The 11,925-nt window shown below is 72.7% G+C and carries 13 protein-coding genes; 4 read left to right on the forward strand and 9 right to left on the reverse strand.

Going from position 1 to position 11,925, the window contains the following annotated elements; translation table 11 throughout:
- The first annotated feature begins 76 nt into the window (after positions 1-76).
- A complete protein-coding gene (locus HET64_RS03905) occupies positions 77-508 on the forward strand; it encodes a glycoside hydrolase family 76 protein (RefSeq protein ID WP_374105534.1) in 432 nt (143 codons plus the stop codon).
- A 401-nt stretch (positions 509-909) separates the two neighbouring features.
- Here HET64_RS03905 and HET64_RS03910 read toward each other — a convergent pair whose 3' ends face one another.
- From HET64_RS03910 to HET64_RS03925, 4 genes are all read right to left on the reverse strand, one after another.
- Positions 910-1,056: a hypothetical protein gene (locus tag HET64_RS03910; RefSeq protein WP_215102300.1), complete on the reverse strand. Its 147-nt coding sequence runs from the start codon at positions 1,054-1,056 to the stop codon at positions 910-912.
- 328 nt (positions 1,057-1,384) lie between these two features.
- Complete coding sequence (gene snpA / locus HET64_RS03915) at positions 1,385-2,047, reverse strand: snapalysin (protein WP_215102301.1); 663 nt, start codon at positions 2,045-2,047, stop codon at positions 1,385-1,387.
- Between the two features lie 288 nt (positions 2,048-2,335).
- Positions 2,336-2,782, reverse strand: a complete 447-nt coding sequence (locus HET64_RS03920) for a cupin domain-containing protein (RefSeq protein WP_215102302.1) — start codon at positions 2,780-2,782, stop codon at positions 2,336-2,338.
- An 83-nt stretch (positions 2,783-2,865) separates the two neighbouring features.
- On the reverse strand, positions 2,866-3,702 hold the full coding sequence (locus HET64_RS03925) for a helix-turn-helix domain-containing protein (protein WP_215102303.1): 837 nt from the start codon (positions 3,700-3,702) through the stop codon (positions 2,866-2,868).
- Positions 3,703-3,822: 120 nt separating this feature from the next.
- Between HET64_RS03925 and HET64_RS03930 the strand changes: the two genes are divergently transcribed.
- From HET64_RS03930 to ligD, 3 genes are all read left to right on the forward strand, one after another.
- The gene (locus HET64_RS03930; protein ID WP_215102304.1) at positions 3,823-4,569 is read left to right on the forward strand and encodes a phosphotransferase family protein; all 747 of its coding nucleotides are present in this window, start codon (positions 3,823-3,825) and stop codon (positions 4,567-4,569) included.
- Positions 4,570-4,760: 191 nt separating this feature from the next.
- On the forward strand, positions 4,761-5,756 hold the full coding sequence (locus HET64_RS03935; RefSeq protein WP_215102308.1) for a Ku protein: 996 nt from the start codon (positions 4,761-4,763) through the stop codon (positions 5,754-5,756).
- A gap of 20 nt (positions 5,757-5,776) precedes the next feature.
- Positions 5,777-6,739: a non-homologous end-joining DNA ligase gene (gene ligD, locus HET64_RS03940; RefSeq protein WP_215102309.1), complete on the forward strand. Its 963-nt coding sequence runs from the start codon at positions 5,777-5,779 to the stop codon at positions 6,737-6,739.
- A 157-nt stretch (positions 6,740-6,896) separates the two neighbouring features.
- Here ligD and HET64_RS03945 read toward each other — a convergent pair whose 3' ends face one another.
- The 5 genes from HET64_RS03945 to HET64_RS03965 all read right to left on the reverse strand — a co-directional run.
- Positions 6,897-7,667 carry a trans-aconitate 2-methyltransferase gene (locus tag HET64_RS03945; protein WP_215102316.1) on the reverse strand — a complete coding sequence of 257 codons (771 nt, stop codon included), beginning with the start codon at positions 7,665-7,667 and terminating at the stop codon, positions 6,897-6,899.
- A gap of 103 nt (positions 7,668-7,770) precedes the next feature.
- Positions 7,771-8,517, reverse strand: a complete 747-nt coding sequence (locus HET64_RS03950) for an SDR family oxidoreductase (protein ID WP_308369789.1) — start codon at positions 8,515-8,517, stop codon at positions 7,771-7,773.
- Positions 8,518-8,525: 8 nt separating this feature from the next.
- Positions 8,526-9,410: a TauD/TfdA family dioxygenase gene (locus HET64_RS03955; RefSeq protein ID WP_215102320.1), complete on the reverse strand. Its 885-nt coding sequence runs from the start codon at positions 9,408-9,410 to the stop codon at positions 8,526-8,528.
- A 66-nt stretch (positions 9,411-9,476) separates the two neighbouring features.
- Positions 9,477-10,745, reverse strand: a complete 1,269-nt coding sequence (locus HET64_RS03960) for an aspartate aminotransferase family protein (RefSeq protein WP_215102322.1) — start codon at positions 10,743-10,745, stop codon at positions 9,477-9,479.
- A gap of 64 nt (positions 10,746-10,809) precedes the next feature.
- The coding region (locus tag HET64_RS03965) for an SDR family oxidoreductase (RefSeq protein ID WP_215102324.1) at positions 10,810-11,925 on the reverse strand (1,116 nt) is incomplete at its 5' end.

The raw sequence follows: 11,925 nt of genomic DNA on the forward strand, positions 1-11,925 counted from the left end.
TGCACTCCTTGGCCGTCGAGGTGCATTCCAGGTCAACGCGGCCCTGCACAACGGCATCCCCGGCGACACCACGTACCTGGACCGGGCGCAACGCGGCTGGAACTGGTTCCGGAAGAGCGGCATGATCAACCCGGACCGGATGGTCAACGACGGCCTCGACGACTCCTGCGCCCATGACCGGCACCCGGCCTGGACATACCACCAGGGCGTCGTCCTCGCCGGGCTGGCCGAGCTGCACCGCGCGACCGGCGACACCGGCCTGCTGGCCACTGACGCTCGCCGGCCGACGTCTCCACGGTCAGGCTGGAGTCCGACGGTGTACCAGGCGAGCCCGTTGTGGACGACAACTGGGTGTACCGCGCGAGTCCGGCGAGGACGACAGCTGCACGAGCGACGGGGCCTCCTCCAGAGGCGCCCACGTCCGAGGGCTGGGAACCTGATGCCCATTCCCGCGAAGGCGCGCAGCGCCCGGCTCCAGCACGAAGGCGGCCAGGAGCATGAGCGGTGAGGCCGATTTCGTCTGGCTCCGCCTGCGGCGGCACCTCCTCGCCTTCGCCGAGCACGGGAGCTACGCCGGAGCGGCAGTGCGACGCCACGGCCAAGGCGGGGTGCGGATCACATCGGAGAACGACAGACCCGCGACGCCCTGTTGGCCGCGTCGAGTCGTGCCGTCTATTGCTCTGCGAGCAGCGAACATACTGACGCCCACCCCGCGCCACGAGGAGTATTCAGAATCTGTGGATCAAGTCGGTCGCGATGGTGTCGCCGATGCGGTCGGCGACTGGCAGCCGTGCGGACGCGCCGGGCAGGGTAGCGATCGACTTCCGTCGAGGCCGCTCATCCCCGTTCTCCGATGGGTGATGCCGGCAGGTACTTCCGGTCGTCCGCCGAAGCGCCGAAGCGCCGATGTCACCGGCGTCCGCGCAGCCGGCCGAGCAGGCTGCGAGCCTGGGCGCGCTTGCGGGGGTCGGCCGCGGCACGTCGGGCCGACTCCATGGTCCGCCGGCCACGGGGGCTGCGGGTGAACTGCGTGAGACGGGTGATCAGTCCGGACATGGTTCCTCCTCGGAAAGGTGTGGCATCCGCCTACCCCGCAAAGACGCGAGAATGCCCCGGCGTCGCCGTGCGCTTTGCCGGCTGAGCAGGGGCCCGGCACCGGAGTTCCGCGACACGCGGCCCTCAGTCAGGTGGAGCCGGGTTCTGCCGTCGTGTGGCTCATGTGACCAGGGCGTGGTCGGGTTGGCCCTACCGCGACCCTGCGCCGCCGCGGACTTCCCGCCTGCCGCTCCGCACCGGATCGCTGACGGCAGAAGGCTCGGTGTGGAGGGCCGCTCCCCGCCCGGAACGGCCCGCCACTCACGCAGGTGCAGCTATCAGTTCCCGGCTAGGAGGCGGCACGGGCCAGCGCGGCCGCGAAGCCGTTCTGCCAGAGCTGGTTCACCCGCGCTCGCTCGTTGGCGTCCGGCTGTGCGTTGGTGCAGGACGGGCCGGGGCCGCCGCCGGACATCAGCTGGCTGCACGGTCCGGAGTAGTTGTCCGGCAGGCCGAGCACATGTCCGGTCTCGTGCGTGGTGACGCGGGTCGAGTTGTACTGCTGGTTCTGCCGGTAGTCCAGGAAGATGAAGCCACGGCCGTGCCCATTGGTCGAGGCGTACGATCCGCGCGGATCGTTTCCTTCGCGGTACGTGAAGTCGGCCCTGGAGCCTTCCTGAAGCCGGACGTTGGAGACCGAGCTGTTCCAGATCCGGGTGCTGTTGGCTATCTGGGTGCGGAAGCTCGGGGCGGAAGCCGCGCTGTACGTGACCGTGACCGCCTGGGTTCCGGGGTTGGCGGCCCGCTTCTCGGCGACCGACTTCATGACCGCGTCGAAGAAGGCCCGGTTCGCGGCGGCGTTCTCGCCCGACCCGTTGTACGCGGCAATGCCGGCTGAGGTGGAGGTGGCAGGAGCAGGAGCGGGAGCGGCGGAGACCGCGGGAGCTGAACCCAGCGCGGCGAATAATCCGAGGCCGGCAAGGGCGGAGGCGATGGCGGTCGGGACGTGTCTCATGGGGGATTTCTCCTACTGTCCGGTGAAGCCGCACCCTGGAGTTTGTCCGCTGAACGGACGGGGCGCGGGACGGTACGGAGAGAGTGTGGGGGAGCGGACACCTGCTGGGAATGATGCCAACTCGCGATTGCACCGCCCTATCCCCCCGTCCTCCGGGGCGCGTCACCGTGACATCGGCTCAAGACCGCCACGTGGCCGAGGAAGCCACCGGCCCGCTCTCTGCCGGCCTGGTGGCTTCCTCTCCCACTCGACCGCCTCGCTCCGGACTCGAACCGCGGTCGCGCCGGGCTATGTCTCGGTGAGCAGTCCCCGGGTGTCGGTCCGGGAACGCTGGTCGGTGCCGAGGCCGGCGGTGATGGTCAGGATGGACGCCGGCCCCGCCATGTCGACCGCGTGCCACGCCCCGGCCGGGTTGACGGTGGCCTCGCCCGGCCGGAGCGTCACACGGTCGGGCACCCCGTCCATGTCGCGGGTGACCGTCACCGACCCACTGAGGCAGACGACCAGTTCGTCGCCGGCGGGGTGGCGCTCCCAGTGGTCGCCGGGGCCGTCGCCGTCGAAGATCGTCACTGTCCGGCCCTCGGCGCCGTCCGCCGCGACCGCGGCGCTGTAGGCCTGGAGCACCTCCGGGTCCCAGGCGAAGCCCTCGACGGGTTTGGCTCTCGAGCCCAGCCCGAGGTGTACGGGGGTGGTCCGCAGGTCGATGGCGTCGCGTTCGTGGTCGATGAGTCTCATGCCGACGATCGTCACCGGACGGCCATCGGGTGGTCTTGAAGGAAAGGGAACGGGAGCCGACGCGACGGGCAGCCGGCCGGCGACTACCCGGTCCCGAGGAGGACTTCGCCGCGACGCCAGGCTGTCGGCGACCGGCCCGTGAACTCGCTCCACTCCCGGACGAGATGGGCCTGGTCGGCGTAGCCGGAGAGGGCCGCCACATCGGCCCACGGGAGCGGGGCGTGCGCTGTTGCCAGTTCGTGCGCGTGCTCGAAGCGCAGAACCCGGGCGAAGGTCTTCGGCAACAGGCCCACCTCACTGCGAAACCGCTCGGTGAGATACCGGCGGCTCCAGCCCAGCTCTGCGGCGACCGCCCCGACCTGGACACGGCCCCGCGCGGCGACGAGGCGGCGCCAGGCCTCGGCCACCTCGGGGCGTACCCGGGGGACGCGTTCGCCACCGTCGCTGCGGCCGACGGCTCGCAGGAGCAACTCGTCCAGCACGGCGAACCGCGCGGCCCAGGTCGTCGCCGTTCGGAGCCGGTCGACCAGCTCGACGCCGAGCGCTCCGAGAAGCTCGTCGAGTGGAACCAGTTGATGGACGAGCGCAGCGGCGGGCATGCCGTAGACGGCCCGAGCCCCGAGCGGTGTCAGCGACACCTGCACGCCTCGCTGGTGTCCGTCGTGGTGGATCGCGACGGACCGGCACATCAGACCGCCGGCGACGCTGCCGAATCGGGTCACCGGTGACCCGTCGTCGACGCCCGTCGCCACCTCCAGAGGGTCGGACAGGCTGATCACCGCAGTGAGCATGCGGCCCGGCGGACCGCAGTGCACCCCCGCCGGGAACCCGCGAAGGTCGAAACCGGCATACGAGCCGACGTACCGCCGCAGGGCGGGCGCCGGACGCGTAACGATCCTGGTAGCTCTATGGTCCTCCACCCTCGTCAGGGTACGAACCGGCGGTCCACCTGTGGGCTCCCGTACTCAACTGTCCCGGTTTCGCTGGGGGAGCCCAGCCCGCTGGTGGTCCTGTCGTGGTCCCCGGAATACTGGTCGCCCATGGAAGAGATCGAAGTCGTCGTCGCCCATTCCGAGCGCGCGACTCTGCGCGTCGGCGACGTGTTCCTGAAGGTGGACGCCGATCAGGCGCGCATCGACGTCGAGGTCGAGGCGATGTCCCTCGTGCCGGTCCCGACCCCGGAGGTCCTGTGGCACAAGCCGCCCGTGCTCGCGATCGCCGCACTCCCGGGAACAACGCTCGGGCGTCTCGGCGGGCCGTCCACCGGGTCGTCGGCGGCGTGGGCCGCGGCGGGCGCCGCCATCCGGAAGCTGCACGACGCGCCGCCGCCGCCCTGGCCCGGTCGTGCCGGGCGGAGCGTTGTCGCGCTGGCGGCGGAACTCGACGACGAGTGCGCGTCGCTCGTGACGAACGGCCTCCTGCCCGCTGACCTGGTCGCCCACAACCGCCGGGTCGCCGGGGCCGCGCTCCGGCCGTGGACTCCGGCGTTCACGCACGGCGACCTGCAGATCGCGCACGTCTTCCTCGACGGCGACGAGGTCACGGGCATCATCGACTGGTCCGAGGCGGGTCGGGGCGATGCCCTGTACGACCTCGCCACCTTCACGCTCGGACAGGAGAAGCACCTCGACGACGTCCTCGCCGGCTATGGCGGCGGCATCGACCTCGACGTGATCCACGCGTGGTGGTCGTTGCGAAGCCTGCTGGCGGTCCGCTGGCTGATCGAGCGCGGCTTCGACCCGTTCGCACCGGGGTGTGAGGTCGACGTGCTGCGATCCCGGATGTGAGGCGACCGTCTTCCCCCCACGGAATCGTCTTCCTCGCCAATGAGGGGAACGACAAGGCCGCCGCCTTCGCCGTTCCGCGTCCCGGCGCAGCACCACGAATGGCGCCGGGATACGAATGGTGCTGAGAATGTGGTGGGGGTCGTGAGAGCCCGCACGGCGACTCAGCCCGCGCGGCGGGCATGGAGGTAGGTATGCCGAGGCCTTTGTGGACCGGTGCGATCAGCTTCGGCCTGGTCACCATCCCGGTGAAGGTCGTCTCCGCGACCCAGGACCACTCGATCCACTTCCGCCAGGTCCACCTGGAGGACCTCGGACGGGTGCGCACCCGGAAGGTCTGCGAGCTGGACGGCGAAGTCCTGTCGCAGGACGAGATCGGCAAGGGCTACGAGCTCTCCAAGGAACAGACGGTGCCGATCACGGATGAGGAACTGGACCGGATTCCGCTGCCCACCGCGAAAGCCATCGAGATCGTCGCGTTCGTGGACGCCGGCAGCGTCGACCCGATCCGGATCAGCGACTCCTACTACCTCGCGATCGACGGCAAGGTCGCCGAGAAGCCCTACACCTTGCTGCGCCGGGCGCTGGAGCGCTCGGACAAGGTGGCCGTCGCGAAGTTCGCCTGGCACAACCGTGAGCGGCTGGGGCTGCTGCGGGTCAGGGAAGGGGCGATCGTGCTGCACTCGATGCGCTGGCCGGACGAGATCCGCAGCCCCGAGTCCCTGGCCCCGCTCCAGGTCGAGCTGGACGACGAAGAGATCGAGCGGGCCGTCCAGCTCACCGACACCATGGCTGTGGACAGCATCGCCGGGTTCCGGGACACCTACCGGGACGCCCTGGAGGAACTGCTCACGGCGAAGTCGGAGGGCAAGGAGCTTCCGGAGCCCGCCGAGGGCGAGGAGCAGCAGGAGGGCAAGGTCGTGGACCTGATGGCCGCGCTGAACGCGTCGGTCGAGGCGGCGAAGGAGAGCCGCGGGGAGGACGGGGGAGGGGAAGCCACGGTGCACGAGATGCGGCCCCGGAAGAAGACCCCGGCGAAGAGGACGGCCTCGTCCGGGACGTCGGCCACCGGCCGGAAGGCGACCGCGTCCAGGAAGACCACCGGCCGGAAGACGGGCGCAGGGAAGACGACCGCGGCGAAGAAGACGACCGGCGCCCAACGCACGGCGAGGAAGCGGAGCGCCTCCTGACCGAGGACCGGGACGGTTCCGTGGCGCGTCTGCCCCGCATCGCGCCGATGCTCGCGACCCCCGGGCGGCTGCCCCCGCCCTCGGAGGACACCTCGTACGCGTACGAGGTGAAGCAGGACGGGCAGCGGTGCATGGTCTACCTTCCCGGCGACGGGTCCGTACAGCTGCGCTCCCGGTCCGGCGCCGACATCACCCCCGCCTATCCCGAGCTCATGAGCCTGGGAGCGGCGCTGGGCTCCCGCCCCGCCGTGCTGGACGGGGAGATCGTCGCCCTGGACGACGAGGGGCGCGGCGACTTCCAGCGGCTGCAGCCCCGGATGGGGCTGGCCGGCTCCCGGGCCAGGGCGGCCCGCATGGCCGCGAAGGCGCCCGTGCACCTGATGTTCTTCGACGTCGTGTTCCTCGGCACGAGCCGGCTCACCCGCACCCCGTACTCCGAGCGCCGCGCCGTCCTGGACTCCCTGGACCTGGGCGGGCCCGCGTGGTCGACCCCGGCCGCGGTCGTCGGACACGGTCGGCGGGCGCTGGAGATGACCCGGGCCGCCGGCTTCGAAGGGATCGTCGCCAAGCGGCGCACCTCCCTCTACGAGCCGGGTGTCCGCTCCCGGGCGTGGGTCAAGATCCGGCACGTGCGGACCGAGGACATCGTCGTCGGCGGCTGGCTGCCCGGCCACGGCCGCCTCACCTCGCTGCCCGGCGCCCTCCTCATGGGCCGGCCGGACCCCGGCGGGGGACTCCGCTACGTCGGCGGCGTCGGCACCGGCTGGAGCGACGCCGAACGCGTCACCCTCGGGGCCCTCCTCCACGCCGCTGCGACCGATACCTGCCCGTTCACCGAGCGGCCCGCGGTGACCGGGGCCCGGTGGGTGGAGCCCCGGCTGGTCGGCGAGGTCCGCTACGCGACCCGCACCAGGGCCGGACGGCTGCGCCAGCCCTCCTGGCACCGCCTGCGTCCCGACCTCACACCCGATGACCTCGGCTGAGTCGCGTCGGCGGCCGGCCGTGGACCACCGTCCTGGACCGGAGAAGATGACGCGTCACCGTGCGCCACGCACCGGATGGTCGGGCCCGTCCTCGTGCCGGGACCCGGAATGCCGGTCCTCCGCGACCCCGCCGGCCGGCCCGGTGCCGTTCACCGGCTCAGCGGACGGCCACCAGGACACTGTCGTCGCCGCACTGCCAGACGGTGGCGGCACCGCTGAAACCGGCTTCGCTCAGGAGCGTCATCTGGTCGGCGGTCGTCAGTCCGTGGGGCTCCCTGAAGGTGCGGTGCGCGATCGGCGAGCGGGCCCGGGCCTCGGCGAGCGGGGCGAGTTCCGGGGCGGAGAGGAAGGACTTCCACCAGCCCGCCCAGGCCTCGCGGCCCTGACGGCCCGTCCGGTGGCCGCGGCGGAAACGGACATGGCGGGCGATGTCGTTCAGCTCCCGGTTGTCGGCGGGCCTGCGGTTGTCGGCGTCGACGAAGACGCCTCCGGGGCGCAGCCGGCCGGCCAGGGTGCGGTAGAGCGCGGCGAGTTCGTCGGGGTCGAGCCAGTGGAGCGCGGTGGACGAGACGGCCGCGTCCCAGGGCGCCGGTGCGATGTCGTCGGCCCAGCCGGGTGCGGTGAGGTCGCGCGCCAGGAGGCGGATGTCCGTGCCCGTGACCGCCTCCTCCGCGAGACCGAGGAGGAGCGGGTCCGCGTCGACGCCGACGGTGTCGGCCCGCGGGAAGGCGCGGGCCAGCCGGGTGGTCAGCGAGCCGGTGCCGCAGCCCAGGTCCACCAGGAGCGGCCGGGTGGCCGTCCCGCTCCGGTCGAGGGACCGGCCGACGATGTCGAGGACGACCTGGAAGCGTTCCTCCCGGTCCGGGCTGTAGCGCTCCTGCTGCTCGTCCCAGCGGTGCAGCCAGGTGCGGGCGGTCTCGCCGAGCATGGTTCGCCTCTTTCGGTCGAGGGGCGGGGAGAGTGTGTCGTACGGCGCGATGGACGGGGGCGGGGCTCGGCGTGGCCGGGTCCGTCCGCCTGTCGCGGGGCGCTCAGCCACGGCCGACGAAGGGCATCGTGGTGGGGAGGACGGTGAGGGACTGCACGTTGGCGGTGACAGGCAGGGAGGCCATCAGCAGGAGGGCGTCGGTGAAGTGGGACACCGGCAGTGTCGACTCCACCGCCTCGCTGCCGTCGGCCTGACGCGCGGGGGGCTGCGGGGCGCCGTCCGGTGGCTCGACGTTCCCCACGTCGAGCTGGCCGCAGGCGATGTTGTGGGCGCGGCCGTCGAGGGAGAGCGAGCGGGTCAGGCCGAGGACCGCGTGCTTCGCCGCGGTGTAGGCGGCGGAGTGCGGGCGGGGTGCGTACGCGGACGGCGCACCGTTGTTGATGATCCGTCCGCCGGAGGGGTTCTGCTCGCACATGACGCGGAACGCTTCCCGCGAGCAGAGGAACGTGCCGGTGACGATCGTGCCCAGCACCCGGTTCCAGTCGTCGAGGGCCACCTCGGCCACGGGAACGCGGGGCGCCGGGGCTCCGGCGTTGTTGAAGAGCAGATCGACCCTCCCGTACCGGTCGCGGGCGGCACGGAACAGCGCCGCGACCTCGTCGGGGCGGGTGATGTCGGTGGGGACGGCGAGAGCGTTTTCGTCCCCGGCCGGGGAGAGGGCCGCGGTCCCGTCCAGGGCGTCGGGGCGCCGGCCGGCCAGAACCACGTTCCAGCCCCGGCCGAGCAGGGCCAGGGCGGCGGCACGGCCCAGTCCGCTGCCCGCGCCGGTGACGACTGCCGTACCGCTCACGGCGCCCCTCACACCGCCACCTCGTCCAGCCACAGGCGCAGGACCCGCCGGTGGTGCGGTTCGGGGCCGTCGGTGAACGGGGAACGACCGTGCATGACGCGGCTGTTGCGGATGATCAACAGGTCTCCGGAGGTCAGGGTGACCGCGTGGGCGGTCTCCGGGCGGTTGAGGACCTCGTCCAGGACGTCCAGGGCCTCGGCACGTGCGGCGTCGAGCGGGGGCCGCCCATCGCGCCCGGCGGAGGCCCGCACCGTACGGGACTGGTAGTAGCAGGTGACGGCGCCGTCCGGTCCGGTGGTGAGGATCGGGGTGCGGACCAGCTGACTGCCCGCGCGGCCGGTGCGGTCGAAATACCAGTCCTGGCCGAGGAGTTCCAGCACGTCGGGGCGTTCGGCGGCGAGGACGTCATGGATGTACGGAGCTCCGGCCACACGCGTCGCGCCGCCCCGGGCGGCCGGCCGCAGACAGAGCAGGACGAGGAGGTCGCAGGTGTCGCAGTGGAAGGCGATCTCGTCCGGGTCCCCCTCCCGGTGCCGCAGCACCTGCGTCACGTCGCCCGCACCGTTCTGCGGCACGATCTCGCCGAAGTCCCGGACGAGCCGGGAGACCCGCTCGGTGACGTCCGCCTCCTGGTGGAGGTCTGCGACAGGGCCGGTGGGGAAGAGCTGCCGCACGAGGGCGAACCCGAAGGCATCGAGCCCCGTGCGGATGCGGGAGCGCAGGGCTTCCCAGACCGGGTCGGGCTCCCTTCGCGGGCCGCCGGCGGCCGACCACAGCCGGGCGCGGTCCTGCTCGGTCGGTGCCAGGCGCCACACCTCGTGCCCGGCCTTGAGCCTGCTGGTGTCCCAAGCCCCGGAGGGGGTGGGCGCGTTGACACGCGAAGCGTTCTCCATCGGGGTCCCTTCGGCTGTCCTGTACGTCGTGCCGGCTCCCGCACGAGTGAGGGCGGCGCGTGCTGTTCAGTCCCGGTCCCGTACGGCGGTCGCCACGGCCTTCGACCACAGGGCGAGCGCCTCGTCGACCTGCTCGCCGGTGACGGTCAGGGCGGGGATCATCCGGACGGTGTTCCCCCAGACCCCGCAGGTCAGTAGCAACAGGCCGAGTTCGGCGGCGGCCTGCTGAGCCCTGCCCGCGGTGTCCGGGTCGGGCGACCCGTCGGGCCGGCGGAACTCGCTGCCCAGCATCAGCCCACGCCCGCGGACATCGGCGACGGCCGGGGTCCGCTCCGCGACGGCGTGCAGGCCGCGGGCGAGCCGCATGCCCTGCTCGGCCGCGTTGGCGACCAGCTTCTCGTCGCGGATGACGTCGAGGGTCGCGAGGGCGGCCGAACAGGCGACGGCGTTCCCGCCGTACGTGCCGCCGTGGGAGCCGGGGCGGGCGAGGCTCATGAGATCGGCGCGCGCGGCGATCGCCGAGAGGGGAAAACCGCTCGCCAGGCCCTTGGCCGTCACGAGGATGTCGGGGGTCGCGGCCCCGGTCTCGTACTCGTGCGCCCAGAACCGCCCGGTGCGGCCGAACCCGCACTGCACCTCGTCGAGGACGAGGACGATGCCGTACCGGTCGGCGCGTTCGCGCAGTCCGGCGAGGAAGCCGTCGGGGGCGGGAACGTAACCGCCTTCGCCCAGTACGGGCTCCACGACGAACGCGGCGGTCTCCTCCGGGGCGCTGGTGGTGGCCAGGACCCGGTCGAGGCCCCGCAGGGCGAACTCCACCGCGGCGGATTCGTCCAGGCCGAGGTCGAAGGCGTGGGGGAAGGGCGCGACCGCGACGCCCGGCATCAACGGGCCGGTGCGCGCCCGGAAGCGGGAGCCGGCCGTGGTCAGGGAAGCGGCGCCCATGGTCCGGCCGTGGAAACCCCCGTCGAAGACGACGGTGCTCGCTCGCCCGGTGGCCTGCCGGGCGAGGCGCAGCGCCGCCTCCACGGCCTCGCTCCCGGAGTTGGCGTAGAAGAGGGTGTCCAGGCCCTCGGGCAGGACCTCGCCCAGGCGTTCGGTCAGGGTGAGCAGCGGTTCGTGCAGGACGGTCGTGTACTGGCCGTGGATCAGCCGGCCCGCCTGTTCGCGGACCGCCTCGACGACCCGTGGATGGCAGTGACCGGTGCTGGTCACGCCGACGCCCGCGGTGAAGTCGAGGTGGCGTCGCCCCTCCGCGTCGTAGAGGTACAGCCCTTCCCCCCGGACGGCGGTGACGGGAGTGGCCTGCTTCAGTACGGGTGACAGCCGGGGCATGGTTCACCTCACGGTTCGGGGACCTGCGGCGGGAGCCTGCGGCCCGTGGCGGGAGTGCGTGCGCTCAGTGGCCGGCGGGGTCCGGCCGGGGCAGGAAGCCGGACTCGGTGGCCCAGGCCAGCGCGGAGGCCCACCACCGGGGCGTCGGGGCGGTGAACCGGACCCCCAGCCGGTCGAGTACGGCGAGAGTGTGCGAGGAGTCGGTCCGGACGTTGCGGTCCTCCAGCAGACTCCAGGCCGCTGCCAGCCGGACCTCCTCGGGGTGATCGCCTTCCGCCCGGTCCAGCGCGGCGGCGAAGTCCTTCGCGTCGCGCAGCTCGATCCGGTGGCCGGACCGCCTCATCCAGCCCACCAGTTCGTCGTGGGCGACCTGATGCGGGGTCTCGACATGGTGGGCCCCGGGGGCCGCGTCCGCGTACAGGGCCAGTGCCGCGATCCCGGCGGCCACCGTGTCGACGTGGCTGAAGGCGAACGTCGCCCCCTCCAGGCGCGGGGCGGCTCCGGCCAGCAGATAGCCGCGCAGGGTCTGGTAGACGCGGTTGGTGGCGATGCCCCCGTGGAACGCGCCGGTGCGGCTGTGGGCGGCGACGTGGCCGCTCCGGTGGATGTGGCAGCGGCGGCCGGAGGCGGCCCAGGCGCGGACCGCCTCCTCGGCGAGGAACTTGGACCGCTCGTACGGGGTGCGGAAGTGCTGGCCGATGCGCAGATCGGCCTCGCTGAACCGGCGGTTGGGGGCGGCGGGGTCGATCCCGCCGGCCACGGCGAGCGTCGAGATGTGGTGGAACCGGACCCCGCCCATGGCCTCGGCGTCGATCCAGGCCAGCAGCCGCCGCACCCCGTCGTGGTTGGTGCGCTCCAGATCCTCGGGCGGGGCGACCAGGCGGACGTCGGCGGCGGCGTGGACCACGATCTGGGCGTCCCGGGCGAGGGCGTGCCCGGCCGCGGAGAGGCCCAGCCCTTCGCGGCCGATGTCCCCGGCCACCACACGCAGACCGGGCGAGACGCGGCGCAGCCGGCCTGCGGCGTCCTGGTCGCGCTCTCCGCGTACCAGACAGGTGACCTGCGCGCCGCGCTCCAGCAGGGCGTCGAGCAGGTGCCCGCCCACATAGCCCGTCGCCCCGGTGAGCAGTACGCGGGCCGGTTCGCGCACCACGAGGACCGCGGGGGACGGGGGCGGGGG

The sequence above is a fragment of the Streptomyces sp. McG3 genome (genome assembly GCF_018619185.1).
Classification (GTDB): domain Bacteria; phylum Actinomycetota; class Actinomycetes; order Streptomycetales; family Streptomycetaceae; genus Streptomyces.

Coding starts and splice junctions, on each gene's coding strand:
- HET64_RS03910 (WP_215102300.1), bottom strand. CDS start 1,056: ATGTCCGGACTGATCACCCGTCTCACGCAGTTCACCCGCAGCCCCCGT.
- snpA (WP_215102301.1), bottom strand. CDS start 2,047: ATGAGACACGTCCCGACCGCCATCGCCTCCGCCCTTGCCGGCCTCGGA.
- HET64_RS03920 (WP_215102302.1), bottom strand. CDS start 2,782: ATGAGACTCATCGACCACGAACGCGACGCCATCGACCTGCGGACCACC.
- HET64_RS03930 (WP_215102304.1), top strand. CDS start 3,823: ATGGAAGAGATCGAAGTCGTCGTCGCCCATTCCGAGCGCGCGACTCTG.
- HET64_RS03935 (WP_215102308.1), top strand. CDS start 4,761: ATGCCGAGGCCTTTGTGGACCGGTGCGATCAGCTTCGGCCTGGTCACC.
- HET64_RS03945 (WP_215102316.1), bottom strand. CDS start 7,667: ATGCTCGGCGAGACCGCCCGCACCTGGCTGCACCGCTGGGACGAGCAG.
- HET64_RS03955 (WP_215102320.1), bottom strand. CDS start 9,410: ATGGAGAACGCTTCGCGTGTCAACGCGCCCACCCCCTCCGGGGCTTGG.
- HET64_RS03960 (WP_215102322.1), bottom strand. CDS start 10,745: ATGCCCCGGCTGTCACCCGTACTGAAGCAGGCCACTCCCGTCACCGCC.